Source organism: Stappia sp. ICDLI1TA098, from assembly GCF_054880955.1.
Genome location: NZ_JBTZBT010000001.1, coordinates 1,665,404 through 1,686,782, shown reverse-complemented (window position 1 = coordinate 1,686,782; position 21,379 = coordinate 1,665,404). Strand labels below are relative to the sequence as shown.

General features: G+C 67.6%; 21 protein-coding genes. 14 read left to right on the top strand and 7 right to left on the bottom strand.

Annotated features, from left to right (window positions below; all coding sequences use genetic code 11):
• Positions 1-184 precede the first annotated feature (184 nt).
• The 3 genes from ACSLUQ_RS07640 to rpsI all read left to right on the top strand — a co-directional run bounded on the left by ACSLUQ_RS07640 (position 185) and on the right by rpsI (position 1,785).
• On the top strand, positions 185-598 hold the full coding sequence (locus ACSLUQ_RS07640; RefSeq protein ID WP_417774479.1) for a PaaI family thioesterase: 414 nt from the start codon (positions 185-187) through the stop codon (positions 596-598).
• Between the two features lie 239 nt (positions 599-837).
• Positions 838-1,305, top strand: a complete 468-nt coding sequence (gene rplM / locus ACSLUQ_RS07635; RefSeq protein WP_417774472.1) for a 50S ribosomal protein L13 — start codon at positions 838-840, stop codon at positions 1,303-1,305.
• A 3-nt stretch (positions 1,306-1,308) separates the two neighbouring features.
• Positions 1,309-1,785 carry a 30S ribosomal protein S9 gene (rpsI, locus tag ACSLUQ_RS07630; RefSeq protein WP_417774473.1) on the top strand — a complete coding sequence of 159 codons (477 nt, stop codon included), beginning with the start codon at positions 1,309-1,311 and terminating at the stop codon, positions 1,783-1,785.
• A 115-nt stretch (positions 1,786-1,900) separates the two neighbouring features.
• Here rpsI and ACSLUQ_RS07625 read toward each other — a convergent pair whose 3' ends face one another.
• A complete protein-coding gene (locus ACSLUQ_RS07625; RefSeq protein ID WP_417774474.1) occupies positions 1,901-2,323 on the bottom strand; it encodes an Lrp/AsnC family transcriptional regulator in 423 nt (140 codons plus the stop codon).
• Positions 2,324-2,531: 208 nt separating this feature from the next.
• Here ACSLUQ_RS07625 and rocF point away from each other — a divergent pair, with 208 nt between their 5' ends.
• Positions 2,532-3,488, top strand: a complete 957-nt coding sequence (gene rocF, locus ACSLUQ_RS07620) for an arginase (RefSeq protein ID WP_417774475.1) — start codon at positions 2,532-2,534, stop codon at positions 3,486-3,488.
• A 32-nt stretch (positions 3,489-3,520) separates the two neighbouring features.
• Complete coding sequence (rocD, locus tag ACSLUQ_RS07615; protein ID WP_417774476.1) at positions 3,521-4,741, top strand: ornithine--oxo-acid transaminase; 1,221 nt, start codon at positions 3,521-3,523, stop codon at positions 4,739-4,741.
• A 6-nt stretch (positions 4,742-4,747) separates the two neighbouring features.
• Here rocD and ACSLUQ_RS07610 read toward each other — a convergent pair whose 3' ends face one another.
• The 6 genes from ACSLUQ_RS07610 to ACSLUQ_RS07585 form a co-directional block, all read right to left on the bottom strand.
• On the bottom strand, positions 4,748-5,371 hold the full coding sequence (locus tag ACSLUQ_RS07610; RefSeq protein WP_461808164.1) for a DUF6653 family protein: 624 nt from the start codon (positions 5,369-5,371) through the stop codon (positions 4,748-4,750).
• A gap of 123 nt (positions 5,372-5,494) precedes the next feature.
• Positions 5,495-7,318, bottom strand: coding sequence for a single-stranded-DNA-specific exonuclease RecJ (recJ, locus tag ACSLUQ_RS07605; protein WP_461808481.1), 1,824 nt, complete (start codon positions 7,316-7,318; stop codon positions 5,495-5,497).
• A 34-nt stretch (positions 7,319-7,352) separates the two neighbouring features.
• Positions 7,353-8,351 (bottom strand): class II fructose-bisphosphatase, encoded by a 999-nt coding sequence (gene glpX / locus ACSLUQ_RS07600; protein ID WP_461808163.1) that lies wholly within the window; start codon positions 8,349-8,351, stop codon positions 7,353-7,355.
• Between the two features lie 31 nt (positions 8,352-8,382).
• The gene (locus tag ACSLUQ_RS07595) at positions 8,383-9,696 is read right to left on the bottom strand and encodes a homoserine dehydrogenase (protein WP_461808162.1); all 1,314 of its coding nucleotides are present in this window, start codon (positions 9,694-9,696) and stop codon (positions 8,383-8,385) included.
• Positions 9,697-9,740: 44 nt separating this feature from the next.
• A complete protein-coding gene (locus ACSLUQ_RS07590; RefSeq protein ID WP_417774491.1) occupies positions 9,741-10,958 on the bottom strand; it encodes an LL-diaminopimelate aminotransferase in 1,218 nt (405 codons plus the stop codon).
• 199 nt (positions 10,959-11,157) lie between these two features.
• Entirely contained in the window at positions 11,158-11,598 is a 441-nt protein-coding gene (locus ACSLUQ_RS07585) for a hypothetical protein (protein WP_461808161.1), read from the bottom strand.
• Between the two features lie 208 nt (positions 11,599-11,806).
• Here ACSLUQ_RS07585 and ACSLUQ_RS07580 point away from each other — a divergent pair, with 208 nt between their 5' ends.
• The 9 genes from ACSLUQ_RS07580 to ACSLUQ_RS07540 all read left to right on the top strand — a co-directional run bounded on the left by ACSLUQ_RS07580 (position 11,807) and on the right by ACSLUQ_RS07540 (position 21,379).
• Complete coding sequence (locus ACSLUQ_RS07580) at positions 11,807-13,612, top strand: PHA/PHB synthase family protein (RefSeq protein WP_461808160.1); 1,806 nt, start codon at positions 11,807-11,809, stop codon at positions 13,610-13,612.
• A 168-nt stretch (positions 13,613-13,780) separates the two neighbouring features.
• Positions 13,781-13,984, top strand: a complete 204-nt coding sequence (locus tag ACSLUQ_RS07575; protein WP_417774494.1) for a hypothetical protein — start codon at positions 13,781-13,783, stop codon at positions 13,982-13,984.
• 361 nt (positions 13,985-14,345) lie between these two features.
• A complete protein-coding gene (locus ACSLUQ_RS07570; protein WP_461808159.1) occupies positions 14,346-15,254 on the top strand; it encodes a nitrilase-related carbon-nitrogen hydrolase in 909 nt (302 codons plus the stop codon).
• A gap of 6 nt (positions 15,255-15,260) precedes the next feature.
• Entirely contained in the window at positions 15,261-15,665 is a 405-nt protein-coding gene (locus ACSLUQ_RS07565; protein WP_461808158.1) for a DUF423 domain-containing protein, read from the top strand.
• A 168-nt stretch (positions 15,666-15,833) separates the two neighbouring features.
• Positions 15,834-17,087: a sarcosine oxidase subunit beta family protein gene (locus ACSLUQ_RS07560; RefSeq protein ID WP_417774497.1), complete on the top strand. Its 1,254-nt coding sequence runs from the start codon at positions 15,834-15,836 to the stop codon at positions 17,085-17,087.
• A gap of 8 nt (positions 17,088-17,095) precedes the next feature.
• A complete protein-coding gene (locus tag ACSLUQ_RS07555; protein ID WP_417774498.1) occupies positions 17,096-17,452 on the top strand; it encodes a cupin domain-containing protein in 357 nt (118 codons plus the stop codon).
• Positions 17,453-17,461: 9 nt separating this feature from the next.
• Positions 17,462-17,782, top strand: a complete 321-nt coding sequence (locus ACSLUQ_RS07550) for a sarcosine oxidase subunit delta (protein WP_417774499.1) — start codon at positions 17,462-17,464, stop codon at positions 17,780-17,782.
• Positions 17,779-20,802, top strand: coding sequence for a sarcosine oxidase subunit alpha family protein (locus tag ACSLUQ_RS07545; RefSeq protein ID WP_461808157.1), 3,024 nt, complete (start codon positions 17,779-17,781; stop codon positions 20,800-20,802). The genes ACSLUQ_RS07550 and ACSLUQ_RS07545 overlap by 4 nt, the downstream gene beginning before the upstream one ends.
• Entirely contained in the window at positions 20,795-21,379 is a 585-nt protein-coding gene (locus ACSLUQ_RS07540; RefSeq protein ID WP_461808156.1) for a sarcosine oxidase subunit gamma, read from the top strand. Before ACSLUQ_RS07545 ends, ACSLUQ_RS07540 begins: the two co-directional genes overlap by 8 nt.

Below are 21,379 nucleotides of genomic sequence, written 5' to 3'. Positions count from 1 at the left end.
GGCTGCGTTCATTGTCGAATTCGCTCCCTTATAGCGGATGGCGACCCGCCCGACAAAGCGCTCCGGCGCGGCCTGGTGCTTGCCGGTTCGCGCGCCGGCCTGTAACCAGGAGAGGGTCAGGAATATGACGCGGCGCGCCGGGGAGGGCGGCCGGAACCGGGGGGAAAATCGCTTGCAGCCTGTGATGACCGTCGCCGAGCTCGACGCATTCCTCGAGCGCGACTTCCCGCAAATCCATGTCGACGGCCGCATCTATGCGGTGGAGGAGATCGCTCCGGGCCGGGCCGTGCTTTCGGTCAAGGCGCTCGAGCGGCACCTGCGCCCCGGCGGCACCATCTCGGGTCCGACGATGATGGCGCTGGCCGATCTGGCCGCCTATGCGGTGATCCTTGGCCATATCGGTCCGGTGGCGCTTGCCGTGACCACCAATCTCAACATCAATTTCCTCAGGAAGCCCGCGCCCGGCGATCTCGTCGCAACCTGTTCGCTGCTCAAACTCGGCAAGCGGCTGGCCGTCACCGAATGCGCCATCGCCGGACGGGAGGGCGGGGATCCGGTCGCTCATGCGACCGCCACCTATTCGATCCCGCCGAGATGAGCCGGAAAAGCGTGTGTTTTTGTGTGGTAATATAATACCGTTTTTGTAAGTATCTGATTTGTATTGTTATTTTGGAGCGCGGTGTGAATTAAGGTCGTTGACAGGTCGCGTGAAGCCGCGTAAATCCCCTGACGACGAGAGCGGGTCCGGTTCGGGCCCGTTTTCCTTGACCTCCAAACGGTGCGGCTGATGCGGCCCGCGCGAGGTCCCAACCCGCACCGAACACACGGATCGCACCCATGAAGACCTACTCCGCCAAGACGGCCGAGGTCGAGAAGAAGTGGATCTTGATCGACGCCGATGGCGTTGTTGTCGGCCGCCTGGCCGCCTTCATCGCCAACACGCTGCGCGGCAAGACCAAGCCGACCTTCACGCCTCATATCGACTGCGGTGACAATGTCATCGTCATCAACGCCGAAAAGGCAGTGCTGACGGGCAAGAAGTACACCGACAAGAAGTACTACTGGCACACCGGTTTCCCTGGCGGCATCAAGGAGCGCACCGCGCGCGCCATCATCGAAGGCCGCTTTCCGGAGCGCGTTCTCGAGCAGGCCATCAAGCGCATGATGCCGGGCGGTCCGCTGAGCCGCACCCAGCTCAAGAACCTCCGGATCTACGCCGGTGACACGCATCCGCATGAAGCCCAGTCGCCGGTTCCGGTCGACTTCAAGGCCTTCAACGCGAAGAACGACGGAAAGAGGGCGTAATCCATGGCTGAGCTGCAGTCCCTCGAGGATCTCGGCGGCGTGATGGACGCTGCCACTCCCGAAGCTCCCGTTCACGTCCAGAAGATCGATTCTCTGGGCCGTGCCTATGCCACGGGCAAGCGTAAGGACGCCATCGCGCGCGTCTGGATCAAGCCGGGCACCGGCAAGATCACGGTCAACAAGAAGGATTACGTCGCCTATTTCGCGCGTCCGGTCCTTCAGATGATCCTGCGCCAGCCGATCATGCTGACCAATCGCGATGGCCAGTATGACGTGATCGCCACGGTTTCCGGCGGCGGTCTGTCCGGCCAGGCCGGCGCCCTGCGCCACGGCATTTCCAAGGCTCTGACCTATTACGAGCCCGAGCTGCGCGGCCTTCTCAAGAAGGAAGGCTTCCTGACCCGCGACAGCCGCGTGGTCGAGCGTAAGAAGTACGGCCGCCGGAAGGCGCGTCGGAGCTTCCAGTTCTCCAAGCGCTGACCGCTTCGGACCGAACGCTTTCGACATCACGAAACGGCCCGCCAACTGGCGGGCCGTTTTGCGTTTGGCGGCACGGAAGGCGGGGTGGAGCCTGTCGGTCTGCCGCACGTCGCCCTCAGCCCTTGCGGGTGGCGAGCAGGATGCTCGTCTCCGAGGCGGCGATGCCGTCGACGAGGCGGATCGAGGACAGAAGCCGGTCGAAGTCGGCGAGCGTCTCCGTCTCCAGCTCGGCAACGAGGTCCCAGCGCCCGTTGGTGGAATGCAGCGCGCGCACCTCCGGGAACCCCTGGAGCCGCCGTGCGATGGTTTCCGTCCGGTGGCCCTCCACCTCCACCATCATCACTGCCCGCACGCCGGCGGCGGCCTGGTCGCTGCCAAGCTGCACGGTGAAGCCGAGGATGACGCCGGCGGCGACAAGCCGGTCGATGCGCGCCTTGACGGTCGCCCGCGAGACGCGAAGCTCGCCCGCCAGGCTTGCCACCGGCAGCCGTGCATCGTGACGAAGCAGGGCGATCAGCTTGCGGTCGAGATCGTCCATTGTCGGTTCTGGCCTTACATATTGATCAATTTTGCTTTTCAGATTGCGTTATCTTACGATCATATCGACACTTTTCCAACTATTCGTCATCCGGCTGGCGTTGCATCCTCTGCTCTGGGCGCCCTGACGTGGAACGACCCGCCAGTCTCTGGCGTTTCGTCCATGCGTCGGGTCGTTGCCTGGCGGGACAGCCCGAAAGGATGAGCAGATGACCACCGACAGAACCCGCCCGATCGCACTTCTCGGCGTGCCGGTCGAAGCCGGAACCGGCCGACGCGGCGCGGCGATGGGGCCTGCGGCCCTGCGCGTGGCCGAGCTTGCCGCCCGGCTCGAAGCGCTCGGCTGGCAGGTTTCCGACCGTGGCGACATCGCGCCCATTCCGCCGGGCGAGATCGCGCCGCTGCATTTCCCCGGCCGCGCCTATCTGCCCGAGACGGTTGCCGGCTGGGTGCGTCCGTTGCATGACGCGGCCTACGGGCTGGCCCGCGAGGGCATGGTTCCGGTCTTTCTGGGCGGCGACCATTCGCTCTCCATGGGTTCGGTCACCGGCGTCGCGCGCCACTGGCATGAGCAGGGGCGCCCGCTCTTCGTTCTCTGGCTCGACGCCCACGCGGACTTCAACACGCCGATGATCTCGCCCTCCGGCAACATGCACGGCATGTCGCTGGCGCTGGCCGCCGGCGAGACGGAGCTGCTGCCGATGATGGCGGAGCCTGACCGCCTCGCGCCCGTGTCGCCGGAGCGGATCTGCGTCTTCGGCGCCCGCTCCATCGATCCGCAGGAGCGCAAGCTGCTGCGCGCTCGCGGCGTCACGGTGCATGACATGCGCCAGATCGACGAGAATGGCGTGTCGATTCTCATTCGGGACTTCATCAGGCGTATCAAGCATGAGAACGGTGTTCTTCATGTATCGCTTGATGTTGATTTCCTCGATCCCGACGTTGCTCCGGGCGTGGGAACCACGGTTCCCGGCGGCGCCACCTACCGCGAGGCTCATCTGGTGATGGAGCTTCTGGAGGACGCTGGCGTCACCGTCTCGCTCGACGTGGTCGAGCTCAACCCCTTTCTCGACGAGCGCGGCCGCAGCGCCATCGCCCTTGCCGAACTGGTTGCAAGCCTCTTCGGCCAGGACGTGATGGACCGGCCGACACAGGCCTTCGCCTGACCCTTTCCCTAAACCCCAGCGGAGATACGCCGATGAGCCGCCTTCCCGAAGATTTCATTGCCGCCGAACACAGGCTCGGAGCGCACAACTACAAGCCCATCGACGTTGTCATCGAGCGGGGCGAGGGCGCCTGGCTGCACGATGTCGAGGGGCGTCGCTACCTCGATTGCCTCGCCGCCTATTCGGCGGTCAACCAGGGCCATTGCCACCCGCGCATCCTCAAGGCCATGACCGAGCAGGCGGGCAAGCTGACGCTCACCTCCCGCGCCTTTCGCAACGACCAGCTCGCCGGCTTCTACGAGGATCTGGCGGAGCTCACCGGGGCGCACAAGATCCTGCCGATGAACTCCGGCGCAGAGGCGGTCGAGAGCGCCGTCAAGGCGGTGCGCAAGTGGGGGTACGAGGTCAAGGGCGTGCCGGAGAACAAGGCGGAGATCATCGTCTGCTCCAACAATTTCCACGGCCGCACCCTCGGCATCGTCGGCTTTTCCACGGACCCGACGGCACGCGCCGGCTTCGGCCCCTTCGCTCCCGGCTTCCGCGTCGTTCCCTTTGGCGACTATGCGGCGCTGGAAGAGGCGGTGACGGAGAACACCGTTGCCTTCCTGGTCGAGCCGATCCAGGGCGAGGCCGGCATTCTCATTCCGCCTGCCGGCTATTTCACCCGTGTTCGCGAGCTTTGCACGGCCCGCAACGTCACGCTGATCCTGGATGAGATCCAGACCGGGCTCGGGCGTACCGGCCGGCTTCTGGCGGAGGAACACGAGGGCATCGAGGCCGATGTGACGCTGATCGGCAAGGCGCTGTCGGGCGGCTTCTATCCGGTCTCGGCCGTTCTTTCCAATTCCGAGGTCCTGGGCGTGCTGAAGCCCGGCGAGCACGGCTCGACCTTCGGCGGCAACCCGCTGGCCTGCGCGGTGGCGCGCATGGCGCTGAAGGTGCTGGTCGATGAGGGCATGATCGAGAACTCGGCCGAGCAGGGGACCTACTTCCGCGAGGGCCTGTCGCGGATCCGGTCGAATGCGGTGAAGGAGGTGCGCGGGCGCGGCCTGATGATCGCCGTCGAGCTGCACCCGGAAGCCGGCGGCGCACGGCGGTTCTGCGAGGATCTGCGCAATGAGGGGATCCTGGCTAAGGACACCCACGATCACACCATCCGCATCGCCCCGCCGCTGGTCGTCACGCGCGACGAGGTCGACTGGGCGCTGGAACGCTTCGACAAGGTGCTGACGCGGATGGCCGCGGCGGCCTGATAAGCCTCAGGAGCCAGTGCGCCGGCGCTTGGCGTCGCGGGTCCTGTTGTCATTGTCGGGAACGACGCTCCACGAGCGGTAGACCGGGTGCGCATCGCGCATCCGGTCGTAGAGCTTCGCCATGACGGCGAGAAAGGCCATCTTGCCCGCGTAGGTGAGCACCGTGCCGGCGACCAGCGCGGGCAGGTTGGTCGAGAGCGCACCCCAGACGCCAAGGAAGAAGCCGACGCCGGTGACCAGTGACAGCGCCATGGCGCGGCGGTTGTCACCGGCCGGGATCGGCACCACGAGCCGGTTGAGCCAGACGCGCTCGCCGAAGGTGGCGCGCGCGTGCCAGGTGTCGAAGCGGCGCGGCGGCGGGAACAGGCGCGGATTGATCCACAGCCACACGGCCACCAGCGCGAGCAGGCCAAGTGCCGCCGGCCAGCCGAGCCAGGCATGCGACCACAGCGCCAGATAGAGGAAGGGCAGAGTGGCGAAGCGCGTCCACACGCTCCAGCCGCTGGCGTGCCGGTGCCAGGTCTCGCTGTCCATCCCAAGGAGCCCGGCGCTGCCGGGCTTGATCGGCCTGTAGGCGGCATATCGCGCCGGGCGGGGAGCGCTGCCGTTGTCTTCTTGGTGTAGCGTCATGGACCTGGTCTTTCGGCTCGGCCCCCGGTTCCTCCTCCGGGGGAACGCGATCCTACCCCATCGCGCCGTCGTGTTCCATGCGCGCGCCCCCGACGTGGTGAAGCATGTCTTTAGGCTGTCGGCTCAGATCCGCGTCTTGCGCGGATCGGCGGCGTCGAGGATGCGCAACTGCGGCGTCTCCCGACCCTGCCAGGTGTCCAGCGACAGCGATCCGGCCACATGCACGGGCTCGCCGCGCTTCTCGAGAAGGAAGGCCCCGAGCGGCGTGTCCGCGGCCTTGAAGGCGATGGCCTTGAGGCTGCCACCACCGCCGTCGCCCAGTGTCAGGCGAATGTGACCGTTGCCGACCGTGTCGGCGAATTTCACCCGGTGGCTGGGAAGTGCGAAAACCGGTTCGGAATGGCCCGCGCCGAAGGGACCGGCCCGTTCCAGCTCCTTGATCAGGCTCACCGTGGCGGCACTCGCCGTCAGCGCGCCGTCGATCTTCAGTTCATTCGACAGCCGTGCCGCCTCGACGGCGGTTCCCAGTTCCGCGTCGAGGAACGCAGTCAGGTCCTGTGTCCTGTCGCGCCGCACGGTGAGACCCGCGGCCATCGCGTGGCCGCCGCCCTTTTCCAGGATGCCTTCGGCCACCGCCTTGCGCACCGCCGCGCCGAGGTCGACGCCGGGAATGGAGCGGCCCGAGCCCGTACCCTTGCCGTCGGCGTCATAGGCGATGGCGAAGGCCGGGCGCCGGTAACGCTCCTTCAGCCGTGAGGCGACGAGGCCGACGACGCCGGGATGCCAGCCGTCGGAACCGGTGAGCAGCACGGCGGGATCGTTTGACTGGGTCGCGGCGAAGGCCTGTGCGTCGCCCTCCAGCAGCATGTCGGCCTCGATCGCCTGACGTTCGGCGTTGAGCCGGTCGAGCGTTTCGGCGATGCCGCGCGCCTCGTCCATGTCGTCGGTGGTCAGCAGCCGCGCGCCGAGCGCTGCATCGCCGATGCGCCCGCCCGCGTTGATGCGCGGGCCGATCAGGAAGCCCAGGTGATAGGGCGAGGCCGGCCCGTTGACGCGGGCGACATCGGACAGCGCTGCGAGGCCGCAGTTGGCGCGCGCGTGCAGCGCCAGCAGGCCCTTGCGCACGAAGGCGCGGTTCAGCCCCTTGAGCGGCACCACGTCGCAGACCGTGCCGACGGCGGCAAGATCGAGCAGCGCCAGCAGATCCGGCTCGCGCCGTCCCCGGAACGCACCGCGCCGCCGCAGTTCGCGGTTGAGGCCGACGACGAAGAGAAAGGTCACGCCGACGGCGGCGAGATGACCGAGGCCGGAAAGATCGTCCTGCCGGTTCGGATTGACGAGGCCGCGTGTCTCGGGAAGCTCCTCGCCGACCTGGTGGTGGTCGAGGACGACCACGTCGAGACCGACGGCGCGTGCCTCGGCGAAGGCCTCGAAGGAGACGCTGCCGCAGTCGACGCAGACGAGCAGGCCGGCGCCATCCTCCCGCAGCATGCGGATCGCCGGGCCGTTGGGGCCATAGCCCTCGATGATGCGGTCGGGAATGTGGATGCGCGAGGCCGCGCCGATGGCCGAGAGATAGCGCGACAGCAGGGCGGAGGAGGTGGCGCCGTCGACATCGTAGTCGCCGAAGATGGCGATCCTGTCGCCGGCGGTCACCGCGTCGGCGACGCGGGCGACCGCCGCGTCCATGTCGGTCAGCGTCGAGGGATCCGGCATCAGCGCCTTGATCGTCGGATCGAGGAAGCCTTCCGCCTCGTCAAGGCCGACCCCGCGCGCGGCGAGCACGCGCGAGACGATCTCCGGCAGGCCGAGGCGCTGCGCCATGGCAAGCGCCGTCGTCGCCTGCTGGCGCGAGGGCCGCTCGCGCCAGATGCGCTCGCCGACCGAACGGCCGACGCCGAGGACCGTGCGGGCCCCCTCGTCGTCTGCTGCCTCCGGTCCCGCCATGCGGTCCTCGCTTGCCACGTTTTCCTTCAGCCGATCAGTCCAGCAGGAACTTCTCGACATGGGTGTGGCGCGCCTTGATGTAGCGCACCGTGCCAGTGGTGGAGCGCATGACCACGGTGTGGGTGGTCACGTCGTTCCGTCCGAAGCGCACGCCCTGGAGGAAGTTGCCGTCGGTGACGCCCGTGGCGGCGAAGAGCACGTCGCCGGTCGCCATCTCTTCCATCGTGTACTTGCGCTTGATGTCGTCGATGCCCATGCGGTAGGCGCGCTCGACCTGCTCGTCGCGGGTGATCACGAGACGGCCCTGCATCTGGCCGCCGATGCAGCGCAGCGCGGCTGCCGCCAGCACGCCTTCCGGTGCGCCGCCGATGCCCATGTAGAGATCGATGCCGGTCTCGTCCGGGTCGGTCGTGTGGATCACGCCGGCCACGTCGCCGTCGCCGATCAGGCGGATCGAGACGCCGGTGGCGCGCAGTTCCTCGATGATGCGGGCATGGCGCGGACGGTCGAGCACGCAGACCGTGATCTCGGCGAGCGGCACGCCCTTGGCCTTGGCCAGCGCGTTGACGTTGTCGGAGACGGAGGCGTCGAGATCGACCAGGCCGGCGGGGTAGCCCGGGCCGATGGCGATCTTTTCCATGTAGCTGTCCGGCGCGTTGAGCAGCCCGCCCTTCGGTGCCATGGCGATGACGGCCAGCGAGTTCGGCAGGTTCTTGGCGCAGATCGTCGTGCCCTCGAGCGGGTCGAGCGCGATGTCCACCGCCGGACCGTCGCCGGTGCCGACCGTCTCGCCGATGTAGAGCATCGGCGCTTCGTCGCGCTCGCCCTCGCCGATGACGACGGTGCCGTCGATCGGCAGGCAGTTCAGTTCGCGCCGCATGGCGTCGACGGCGGCCTGATCGGCGGCCTTCTCGTCGCCGCGTCCGCGCAGGCGCGCGGCGGCGACCGCGGCACGCTCCGTCACGCGGGCGAGCTCGAGGGTCAGGATACGGTCGAGAACGTCACTGTTTTCGGCGGCGGCGGAGGTGGACATCGGATTTCCTCGAAAGGGGATGGAGAAGGGATCAGGCGAGTTTCTCGATACGGATCATCTGCGGGGTGCCGGCGATGACGTTCTGCGCGGAAATCGTCGCCAGCGCCCGCTTCACGGCCGCCTCGGTGGTTTCATAGGTGATGAGTGTGACAGGCTGCGGGGCACCGGCCTCGCCTGCCTTGGCGCCGGCGCGGTCGCGCTGCATGATCGATTCAAGCGAGATGCTTTCGACGGCCATGATCCGCGCGATTTCGGCGAAGGCGCCGGGCCGGTCATAGACCGCCAGGCGGATGTAGTAGCCGCCTTCGTGCATGCGCATGCCCGCCGCCTTGTAGGGCGCCAGACCCGCGACCGGCTGGCCGAGCACCGGCACGCGGATGTCGCGGGCGATGTCGGCGACATCGGCAAGCACCGCCGAGGCGGTGGCGTTTCCGCCCGCGCCCGGTCCCGCCAGCACCACCTCGCCGACGACATCGGCGTCGATCGCGACGGCGTTGAGCACGCCGTCGATACGGGCGATGGCGGAGGTCTTGGGAACCATCGTCGGGTGCACGCGCTGCTCGATGCCGGTGTCGGTGCGCTGCGCGACGCCCAGCAGCTTGATCCGGTAGCCGAGTTCGTCGGCGGCCTGGATATCGGCGCTGGTGATCGAGGCGATGCCCTCGAGATAGATGGCGTCGACGTCGATCTCGCAGCCGAAGGCGAGCGAGGTCAGGATCGCCAGCTTGTGGGCGGTGTCGTTGCCCTCGATGTCGAAGGTCGGGTCGGCCTCGGCGTAGCCGAGCCGCTGCGCCTCGGCGAGGCAGGCGGCGAAGTCGAGCCCGTCCTGCTCCATGCGCGTCAGGATGTAATTGCAAGTGCCGTTGAGGATGCCATAGACCCGCGACACGTCGTTGCCGGCCATGGACTCGCGCATGGTCTTGACGATCGGGATGCCGCCGGCGACGGCCGCCTCGAAGGAGAGGCTGACGCCGTTGTCCTCGGCGAGGCGCGCCAGCTCGACGCCGTGGCGGGCGAGCAGCGCCTTGTTGGCGGTGACCACATGCTTGCCCGCGGCAAGGGCTGCGCGCACGCTGTCCTCGGCCGGGCCGCTGTCGCCGCCGATCAGTTCCACGAAGACGTCGATGTCCGGCGCGGCGGCGAGCGCCGCCGGGTCGTCGAACCAGGTGACATCGGCGAGGTCGATCCCCCTGTCGCGGCCGCGCGTTCGCGCGCTGACCGCGGCCACACGCACCGTGCGGCCGCAGCGCGCCGCGAAGGCGTTCGACTTCTTCTGCAACTGGCGCACCATCGAGGCGCCAACCGTACCGAGGCCGGCGACGCCGACGCGCAGTTCAGGTTTCATGAAGATCGCATTCCGTTTGCAAGCGGGCAGGGCCGGCCGAGGTGTCAGCCCTTGGCCCCGATGGGGATCACGTTGTGCAATTTTTCGTCCGCGGTTTCAAGGAAACGGCGCAGGTTGCGTGCCGCCTGGCGGATGCGCTGTTCGTTTTCCACCAGCGCGATGCGTACGTGGGTGTCGCCATACTCGCCGAAGCCGAGGCCTGGCGCCACGGCGACGTCGGCATGCTCGATGAGCAGCTTGGCGAATTCGACGGATCCCAGATGGCGGAATTTCTCCGGGATTGGCGCCCAGGCGAACATGCTGGCCTCGGGCGCGGGCACCGGGAAGCCGGCGCGGCCAAAGGCGTCAACCAGCGCGTCGCGGCGCTTGCGGTAGACCGAACGCGCGGCGACGATGCAGTCGTCGGGCCCGTTCAGGGCTGCGGTCGCGGCCACCTGGATCGGCGTGAAGGCGCCGTAATCGAGATACGACTTGACCCGGGCGAGCGCCGAGATCAGCCGCTCGTTGCCGACGGCGAAGCCCATGCGCCAGCCGGGCATGGAGAAGGTCTTCGACAGCGAGGTGAACTCGACCGCCACGTCGATGGCGCCCGGCACCTGCAGGATCGAGGGCGGCGGCGTCTCGCCGAAATAGATTTCCGAATAGGCCAGGTCGGACAGCACGAAGATGTCGTGCTTCTTCGCGAAGGCGACCACGTCCCGGTAGAACTCGATATCGGCCACATAGGCGGTCGGGTTGGCCGGGTAGCACAGGATCATGGCGATCGGCTTGGGCACCGAGTGGATGAGCGCACGCTCCAGCGCGTGGAACACCTCCGGTCCGGGCTCCGCCGGAATGGCGCGCAGGACCGCCCCGGCCATCAGAAAGCCGAAGGCGTGGATCGGGTAGCTCGGATTCGGCACCAGCACCACGTCGCCGGGCGCGGAAATCGCCTGCGCCATGTTGGCGAAGCCTTCCTTGGAGCCGAGGGTGGCGACCACCTGCGTTTCCGGGTTGAGCTTCACGCCGAAACGGCGCTCGTAATAGCCGGCTTGCGCGCGTCGCAGTCCCGGAATGCCCTTGGAGGCCGAATAGCGGTGGGTGCGCGGATCCTGCACGGTCTCGACGAGCTTTTCGACGATATGCTTGGGCGTCGGCAGGTCGGGGTTGCCCATGCCCAGGTCGATGATGTCGGCGCCACCTGCGCGTGCCTTTGCCTTGAGCCGGTTTACCTGTTCGAAGACATAGGGCGGCAGGCGCCGCGTCTGATAGAACTCTTCCATTGGCTCATTCCTCAAGGCGAAGGGGTCCCGCAAGCCGGTATCGTCACGCGACTGTCCTGACCGGGGCTTGCGGGCATATACCAGCAGGACCGTGTCCGCGCATCGGCAAAAAGGGTGAAATCCATCTCAAAAAAGGCCTCTCCTGTCGCCGCCGCGGCTTCGACAGGCCGGCGGCGCGCCGCCGCCACGAGGGCGGCCGTCAATCGCCTGCTGCTGCCTCGATCTCGCGGATGGCCGCGTTGCCATGGGTCGCGCGCAGCTCCTCGAGCTGGCCGGCCGTCATGGAGGCGCCGGGACCTGCGGGTCCACCGCGCGAACGGGCGATGCTGACGAGGCTGTTGCGCTGCGCGGCGGCCTCGTCCGCGCTCAGCAGGCTGCCGGGCGCGCGCGCCGTGCCGGCGGCGATGGCGGCGGCGGCCGATGTGCCGTTGCGCGGGGGCGTCAGAAGGTCGCGGGGGGCGGCATAGGCGGAAGGGGCGGCGGTCGTCGGCGTCGCCGCGACGCCTGTGCCGTCGGGAAGGGGTGTTGCTGCGGTGGATGTGGGCTCGAGCGCGTCGATCAGAGTTCCCGAGGGCGCATAGGCGCATCCGCCCAGAAGCGCGGCCATGCAGGTCGCCAGAGCCAGTCCTTGCAATCGCATCAGCGTCTTTTCCGGTTCGTCCCGAACTTTCGCATGTGCACGCCTTGCGTGCCCCGCAGGACGTACGACATTGTAGGCGCGTTGTCCAACTTGTCAGTCGTGCGTCACGAAGTGCTATTATGCCGGGAAGTGGGACCGGCTCCAATACAGGTGTTTCGGGACGCGGCCAGAAGGCCCCAGTCGCCATAAAAAGGGGGGATTTGCGGGAATGACGGACCAGACGCCCAATCCGCTGCTTCAGTATATCGTCAAGAACCCGGAGGCCTTCGCCCACAACCTCGCCCGTGTGGTGGAGAATGCCGGCAAGGCGATGGCCGCCTATGTGGAACCGCGCGAGAAGGGCGAGATCAAGTCCGGCCTCGCCGACGAGATGAGTGTCATCTTCAAGACGCTCGGCCAGGTGGGCGAGTTCTGGATGTCCGATCCGCAGCGCGCGATCGAGGCGCAGAGCCGTCTTTGGACCGGTTACATGAGCCTGTGGAACTCGTCGCTCAAGCGGATGATGGGAGAAACGGTCGATCCGGCGATTTCCCCCGACCCGCGCGACAAGCGCTTCGGCGATCCGGAGTGGAACGACAACCAGTTCTTCGATTTCGTCAAGCAGCTCTACCTGATCACCTCCCGATGGGCCGAGGAGATGGTGGTCGAGGCCGCAGATCTCGACGAGCACACCCGCCACAAGGCGGATTTCTACGTCAAGCAGATCGCGAACGCGCTGTCGCCGTCGAACTTCGTGCTCACCAACCCCGAACTCCTGCGCGAGACGCTGGAATCCAACGGCGAGAACCTCGTGCGCGGCATGAAGCTGCTGGCCGAGGACATCGCCGCCGGCAAGGGCGAGTTGAAGATCCGCCAGTCCGACCTGGGCAAGTTCAAGGTGGGCGAGAATCTCGGAATGACGCCGGGCAAGGTGATCGCCGAGAACGACGTCTGCCAGGTGATCCAGTACACGCCGGTGACGGAGACGGTTCTGAAGCGTCCGCTGATGATCGTGCCGCCGTGGATCAACAAGTTCTACATTCTCGACCTCAACCCCGAGAAATCCTTCATCCGTTGGGCGGTGGAGCAGGGCCATACGGTGTTCGTCATCTCCTGGGTGAACCCGGACGAGCGCCAGATGCGCAAGAGCTTCGAGCACTACATGCGCGAGGGCGTGCTGGAGACGCTCGACGTGATCAAGCGCGCCACCAGGACCGAAGAGGTCAACGCCATCGGCTATTGCGTCGGCGGCACGCTTCTCTCGGTGACGCTCGCCTACATGGCGGCGGTGGGCGATACGCGCATCAAGAGCGCGACCTTCTTCACCACGCAGGTCGATTTCACCCATGCCGGCGATCTCAAGGTCTTCGTCGACGAAGAGCAGATTGAGGCGCTCGAGCGCCAGATGGTCGAGAAGGGCTATCTGGACGGCTCGAGGATGGCCTCGGCCTTCAACCTGCTGCGCTCCAACGATCTGATCTGGCCCTATGTGGTCAACAACTACCTGAAGGGGCGCGAGCCGTTTCCCTTCGACCTGCTGTTCTGGAATTCCGATTCCACGCGCATGCCGGCGGCGAACCACTCGTTCTACCTGCGCAACTGCTACCTCGAAAACCGGCTGACCCAGGGCACGATGGAGATTGCCGGCGAGAGGCTCGATCTCGGCAAGGTGACGATCCCGATCTACAATCTTGCCACCCGCGAGGACCATATCGCGCCACCGCTGTCGGTCTTCGTCGGCTCCCAGTTCTTCGGCGGGCCGGTCGAATATGTGCTCTCCGGCTCCGGCCACATCGCCGGCGTCGTCAATCCGCCGTCCCGCAACAAGTACCAATTCTGGACGGGGCCGCGCCCGAAGGGCGTGCTGGATGACTGGATTGCGCAGGCGGAGGAGCATCCCGGCTCCTGGTGGCCGCATTGGGACAGCTGGATCCGCTCCCTCGACGACACCACGGTGAAGGCGCGCAAGCCCGGCGCGCACCGGATGAAGATCATCGAGGACGCGCCCGGCCGTTACGTCAAGGCCGCGAGCTGAGCGCAGCCCGTCGCGGCGCCATTGTTTTTCCCTGATCCGGGCGGAGGCTCTCCGCCCGGCACAATCTGCCCTCTCTTGGCCAACCCGGCAGGAACTGCCTCTCCCGTTAAGGAAGGCGAAACCGGTCGAGCGCTAACGTGATGGCGGATGATGACAAGGGATTGGATGATGTCTCCACGGGCACAGCTCCGCCGGCTGATGGCGGATGTCGACGGCGCTGCCGATAATGCCGAACGCGCCCTGCGCCGGCTTCAGGCCAATGGTGTCGTGGGCGCCGTGGAAAAGCGCGCGCCTCCGGTGACGCCGCTGCGCGCCGGTCTCATCCTTGCCAGCCTGCTGATGGCGGCGAAGATCATTTCCACCCAGGACTGATCGGAAAACGGCCGTTTCGGCCTGATCCCGCCTGTCTCGTCGCGCTCTTGCCTTTTCATGCGCTGACGCAGACCGCGTTTGCAGCGTGAACGCGTTTATTGCCCGGCGAACTTTCACATCTTCATGATATTCAACTTGGTGTCGGCCCGATTCGCAAGGCCGCGGCACCCGGTGCGGGGGCGTCCGTGCGGCCTTTCGGCATCTGCCCTCGGCGTGGCGCGTGGTCGCGGCTGATGGACAAGCGGCCGAGGCACTTGCATTGCGGGCCCGCCCGCGCCAGCATTCCGCCCAGTCTTTTGCCCCGTCTTTTGTCCAGTCTTTCGCGCTGCATTCCGCAATGATCCAGACCGGTGTTTCCTCCATGACAGAACCTGCCTCCGGCGCTTTCCGGATTGCTCTTTGTGCCTTCAACCTGGCGAGCGGTGGCTCCACGCCCGCCGCCTTCGTCGCCGGGATCGATGCGCGGTTGACCCGCGCCAGGGAGGAGGGCGCACGCCTTCTCGTGCTTCCCGAATATCTGAGCGAGGCCTGTCTCGCCTGGAAGCCGGCCGATCTTCCGGTCACCGGCGAGCTCGCCTTCATGGCGGAGGAGGGAGAGCGGATCCTGCCGTCGCTTGAGGCGCTGGTCGCCCGCCACCAGGTCGCCCTCGTTGCCGGGTCCATGCCCTGGCCAGACGGCAAGGGCGGCTTTTTCAACCGTGCGCTGGTGCTTCTGCCCGACGGACGACGCATCGTGCACGACAAGCTGGCGCTCACCCCCTTCGAGCTTGATCCCGAGAGCTGGCTGCTGACGCCTGGCACGGATCTCGCCGTCTTCGAGTTCGCCGGGCTGAAGATGGCGGTGCTGATCTGCCTCGACGTGGAAATGCCGGCGCTGTCGTGCCTGCTGGCGCGCAATGCGCCGGATCTTCTGGTCGTGCCGTCGATGACCTCCAATCTCGCCGGCTATTCGCGCGTCTTCGGTTGCGCCCGCGCGCGGGCCGTGGAGCTGATGGCGGCGGTTGCCGTGTGCGGTGCCGTCGGCGTTGCCGAGGGGGCGACCCAGCCGGCGTCCAATGTTTCCGGTGCGTCACTGTTCCTTCCCTGCGAGCCGACGCTCGGTTACACGGGCATCGGCGGCGAGATCGCCGCGACCGACGGTGAGGACGGATCCGAACCCTTCCTCGTCGCGGATGTGCCGGTCGGCGAGATCCGCAAGCTGCGTGCCGGTGGCGCCGAGGTTTGGCCGGGCAACTGGTCCGCCGCCGACGTGACCCTCAGGAGCATCTAGAAAATCATGAGCGATACGGATCCTGCCGAGTCTCTCGGCTCCGACAAGGCCTGCGGCGCGGCGATCGTCATCGGCGGTCTGGCCGGCGGTCTGGGCGTGGCGCTGATGGCGATGGCGGCGCATCTGCCCGACGGCGAGCGGTTGTTGACCTCTGCCCAGATGCTGCTCTTCCATGCGCCGGTGTTTCTTGCGCTGGCGGCCCTGCACGGCACCGGCCCGCGCTTCCTTTTGCCGCTGACGGTGATCCTGCTCACGCTCGGGGTTTCGCTGTTCTGCGGCGACGTCACCATGCGGGTGCTTGTCGACCACCGGATCTTCCCGATGGCGGCGCCGACGGGCGGCGGGCTGATGATTGCCGGCTGGACCGGGGTGCTCCTGCTCGGCGTCGCGCGGCTGATGCGTCGCGCCTGAGCCGGCCGTGAGGTTGCGCGCTGCCGCCGATGCGACGCAAAGCCTCGCCGGGATGTCGTTTTTCGGCAAGCCTGGACACCGGATCGGCGGCACAACACGAGGGACGGCATCGCCCGGCGCGCGTGCGGGCCACGCCGTCGACGGGACCGTCGGGCGCGAGAGGACCACATGACACGCTTCTCCTTCTGGGATCTGGCGCTCAAGGCGTTCAACGCTCATCAGGACTGGGGACGCCAGTGGCGTCAGGCAGAGCCGAAACCCGCCTATGATGTGATCATCATCGGGGCGGGCGGCCACGGGCTCGCCACCGCCTATTACCTTGCCAGCCAGCACGGCATCCGCAACGTGGCGGTGCTCGAAAAAGGCTGGCTCGGCGGCGGCAACACCGGGCGCAACACCACCATCGTGCGCTCCAACTACCTGTGGGAGGAGAGCGAGGGGCTCTACGACCACGCCATGGACCTGTGGCAGGGCCTCTCCCAGGAACTCAACTACAACGTCATGTATTCCGCGCGCGGTGTGATGATGCTCGCCCATACGGTGCATGACGTGCAGGTGTTCAAGCGCCACGTTCACGCCAACCGGCTGGCGGGCGTGCAGAACGAATGGCTGAGCGCGCAGGAGGCAAAGGCCTTCTGCCCGCCGCTCAACATCGAGCGCAACATCCGCTATCCGGTGATGGGCGCGGCACTGCAGCGCAAGGCCGGCGTCGCCCGCCACGACGCGGTGGCCTGGGGCTACGCGCGCGGGGCCGACCGGCTCGGCGTCGACATCATCCAGAACTGCGCCGTCACGGGCATCCGCCGCGGCGCCGATGGCGCGGTGGAGGGGGTCGAGACCTCGCGCGGCTTCATCGGAGCCCGAAAGGTCGGCGTCGTTGCGGCCGGCCACACATCCGTCGTCATGGACATGGCCGGCCAGCGCATGCCGCTGGAGTCCTATCCGCTGCAGGCGCTCGTGTCCGAGCCGGTCAAGCCGTGCTTTCCCTGCGTGGTCATGTCGAACACGGTCCATGCCTATATTTCCCAGTCCGACAAGGGCGAGCTGGTCATCGGCGCGGGCACGGACCAGTATGTCTCCTACAGCCAGACCGGCGGCCTGCAGATCACCACGCATACGGTCGATGCGATCTGCGAGCTCTTTCCCCAGTTCCGCCGCATGCGGATGCTGCGCAACTGGGGCGGCATCGTCGACGTGACGCCGGACCGCTCGCCGATCATCGCGAAGACGCCCGTCCCCGGCCTTTACGTCAATTGCGGCTGGGGCACCGGCGGCTTCAAGGCGACGCCGGGCTCGGGCCATGTCTTCGCCCACACGATCGCGCGCGACGAGCCGCACCCGATCAACGCCCCCTTCACGCTGGATCGGTTCCGCACCGGCCGGCTCATCGACGAGGCGGCCGCCGCCGCCGTCGCCCACTGAGGGTTTTCATGACCAGCCAGCCCGTCAATCTCGCCGAGAAGCTCTCGCTGTTCACCGAGCACTGGTCGCCGAAGATCGTCGGCGCCTTCAACGGCCACGACCTGATGGTGGTCAAGGTCCAGGGCGAGTTCGTCTGGCATGAGCATGCGGAGACGGATGATTTCTTTCTGGTGCTGTCCGGCCGGCTCACCATTCGCATGCGCGAGGGCGACGTGACGCTCGGCCCGGGCGAGTTGTTCGTCGTGCCGAAGGGCGTCGAGCACTGCCCGGTCGCCGAGGTCGAGACCCATCTCATGCTGATCGAGCCCTCCGGCACGCCGAACACCGGCGACGCGGCGACCGCCGCCGCCAAGACGAGGATCTGAGGAGCCGCCATGCTGTTGATCCCCTGTCCCTATTGCGGCGTCGACCGTCCGGAGATCGAGTTCCACTGTGCCGGCGAGGCGCATGTCGCCCGCCCCGGCGATCCTTCCGCGCTCACCGACGAGCAGTGGGCGGAGTTCCTCTACATGCGCTCGAACCCGAAGGGGCTGCACGCCGAGCGCTGGCGCCACCTGCATGGCTGCGGCCGCTTCTTCAATGCCGTGCGCGACACGGTGAGTGACCGCTTCCTCGCCATCTACAAGGCTGGCGAGCCGCGTCCCGACATGGAGGCGCTGGCGCGCGCGGCACAGGCCGGGGAGGGCGCGCGATGAGCCAGTCCTTCCGCCTTCCCGGCAAGGGCCGGACCGACAGCACCCGGCCGGTGTCCTTCACCTTCGACGGCCGCCGCCTGCAGGGATGCGCCGGCGACACGCTCGCCTCCGCGCTGCTTGCCAACGGCATCCACCTGGTTGGCCGCTCGTTCAAGTACCACCGCCCGCGCGGCATCCTGACGGCGGGCTCCGAGGAGCCCAACGCGCTGGTCGGGGTGGCGAAATCGGCGGAAGCCGCCGCCCGGGGCCAGATGACGCCGAACCTCAGGGCGACCCAGGTCGAGATCCACGAGGGCCTTGTCGCCGAGAGCCAGAACCGCTGGCCCACGCTGTCCGTCGACATCGGCGCGGTCAACGACCTGCTCGCGCCCGTCTTCGTCGCCGGCTTCTACTACAAGACCTTCATGTGGCCGAAGAGCTTCTGGAACAGGGTCTATGAGCCGCTGATCCGCGCCGCCGCCGGTCTCGGCCGCGCACCGACAGCCGGTGACAGCGACCGCTACGCCAACCGTTATGCCCATTGCGACGTGCTTGTCGCCGGTGCCGGTCCAGCTGGCCTCGTTGCGGCACTTGCCGCGGCGCGGGCCGGCGCGCGGGTCATTGTCGCCGACGAGCAGGCGGAGGCTGGCGGCTCGCTGCTGCACGACACCGGCGCCATGGTCGAGGGCCGTCCTGGGCCTGCCTGGGTGACGGACGCGCTTGCCGAACTGCGCGACAATCCGCGTGTCACGCTGCTTGTCCGCACCACCGTCTTCGGTTGTTTCAACCACAATTTCGTGGCTCTCGCGGAGAGGCTCTCCGACCATCTCGAGACGCCGGACGAGGCTGCGCCGCGCGAGCGGTTGTGGCAGGTGCGCGCCCGCGAGATCGTGTTCGCCACCGGGGCCATCGAGCGCCCGCTCGTCTTCCCGGAAAACGACCGTCCGGGCGTGATGATGGCGGAGGCAGCGCGCATCTATGCCAACCGCTATGGCGTGCTGCCGGGCGCGGCGATCACCGTTTTCGCGGCCTGCGACAGTGCCTGGCGCGCGGGGCTCGAGCTGCAGGCGCTCGGCGGCAATGTCGTCGCCATCCTCGATCTCAGGCAGGAGGTCGATGCCGCGCTTGTCGCGGCGGCGCGCGAGGCCGGGATCCGGACGGAGCTTGCCTGTTCCGTGACCGGCGTTGTCGGCCGTGCCCGCGTCAAGGGCGTGCTGCTCGGACGTCTGCGCGCCGACGGTCGGGTCACGGCCGCCGGCGAGATCGCCTGCGACACGCTGCTCATGTCCGGCGGATGGACGCCGAACATCTCGCTGCACTCGCAGGCGCGCGGCAAGCTCTCCTATGACGCGGAACGCGGCGCGTTCCTGCCGCTTGACCCGGCCTCGGGCCATCGCTCAGCCGGCTCCGCCGCCGGTGTCGACGGTCTTGCCGCCGTGCTTGCCTCGGGCGCGGCCGCCGGCGCGGCCGCGGCGACGTCGGCCACCGGCGTGGCGACGGAGGCGCCGGTGTTCACGGCAACCGGCGCGCCGGCCTGCGCCGGCTGGTGGCTCGGCGCCGTGCCGCACGACCGCGACGCGGCGCGGGTGCGCGCCTTCGTCGACTTCCAGAATGACGTCACGGCCAAGGATGTGAAGCTTGCCGTGCGCGAGGGCATGCACTCCATCGAGCACATCAAGCGCTACACGACGACGGGCATGGCCACCGACCAGGGGCGGCTGTCCAACATGAACGCGCTCGCCATCGCCTCGACGGAGCTCGGGCAGGCGCTTCCCACGGTCGGTCTCACCACCTTCCGCCAACCTTACACGCCGGTCACCTTCGGCACGCTGGCGACGACCTCGCGCGGTGATCTCTTCGATCCGGTGCGCAGGACGCCGATCCATGACTGGGCGCAGGAACAGGGCGCGGCTTTCGAGGACGTGTCGCTGTGGAAGCGCGCCTGGTATTTCCCCAAGGCGGGCGAGGACATGCACCAGGCGGTCCTGCGCGAGTGCCGCACGGTGCGCGAGAGCGTCGGCATCTTCGATGCCACGACACTCGGCAAGATCGAGGTGGTCGGGGCGGATGCGGCCGAGTTCCTCGAGCGCATCTACACCAATCCCTGGAAGAAGCTCGGCGTCGGCCGGCTGCGCTACGGGCTGATGCTCAACGAGGCCGGCTTCATCATGGACGACGGCGTCGTCGGCCGCATCGCGCCGGACCGGTTCCACGTCACGACGACGACGGGCGGCGCGCCGCGCGTGCTCGCCCACATGGAAGACTACCTCCAGACCGAATGGCCGGATCTCGATGTCTGGCTGACCTCGACAAGCGAGCAATGGGCGGTGATCGCCGTGCAGGGGCCGAAGGCGCGCGAGGCCATTGCCCCGCTTGTCGACGACATCGACCTGTCGAGCGAGGCCATGCCGCACATGTCGGTGCGCGAGGGCCACGTCATGGGCGGCATTCCCTGCCGGCTGTTCCGCATGAGCTTCACCGGCGAAATGGGCTTCGAGATCAACGTGCCCCCCTCGCGGGCCCGGGCGGTCTGGCTGGCGGTCTTCGCCAATGTCGAGAAGCTCGGCGGTTGCGCCTATGGCACGGAGGCGATGCACGTCCTGCGCGCCGAGAAGGGCTACATCATTGTCGGCCAGGAGACCGACGGCACCGTGACGCCGGACGATGTCGGCATGTCCTGGGCCATCGGTCGCAAGAAGCCCGATTTCGTCGGCAAGCGCTCTCTTGCCCGCCCCGATATCCTTGCCGAAGGGCGCAAGCAGATGGTGGGGCTGCTGACAAAGGGCGGTCGCGCGCTGCTGGAGGAGGGGGCGCAGGTGACGCAGGAGGCCGCGCCGGCCACCGGAACGCCGGCGCTCGGCCATGTGACGTCGTCCTACCATTCCCACGCCGCCGGAGGGCCCATCGCCCTTGCCATGGTTGCCGATGGCCGTGCACGTCTGGGCGAGACGTTGCATGTGCCGATGCCCGGCGGCGCGATCGCCGTCGAGGTGGTGTCTCCCGTCTTCGTCGACCCGCAAGGAGGCCGGCTCAATGCCTGACGCGATGTTTCACGAAGCCGTTCCCGGCGCGCCGCTGATCGGGCGGCAGACGCTCTCGGGCGCCTCGGTCACCGTCTCGCGCGCCGCGCCGCTGGTGCGGTTCGTCTTTCGCGGCGGGGCCGCCGCCGCCGGCAAGGCGGGAGCCGCCTTTGGCGCGTCGCTGCCGATGCACCCGCTCGGTAGCAATGTCGTCGGCGCGCGCGCCGCGCTCTGGCAGGGGCCGGATGAATGGCTTCTCCTTGCCCGACCGGCCGAGCCCGAGCCCGGGGCGGTCGACGCACTGGCGCGGGCGCTTGCCGCCGAGAGCGCCACGGCACTCGACGGCACGCCCCATTCTCTGGTGGATGTTTCGGAGCGCAACGTCGCGCTGCTGATCGAGGGCGAAGGGGCGGTCGAGCTCCTCAATTCCCATGTCTTCCTGGATCTTTCGCCGGAGGCCTTCGCACCCGGGACGGTGTCGCGCACACTCTTCACAAAGGCCGAGATCGTGCTCTGGCGCTGCACGGAGACACGCTTCGCTCTGGAATGCTGGCGCAGCTTCGCGCCCTATGTCGAGGGCCATCTGGCAGAGGCGTGA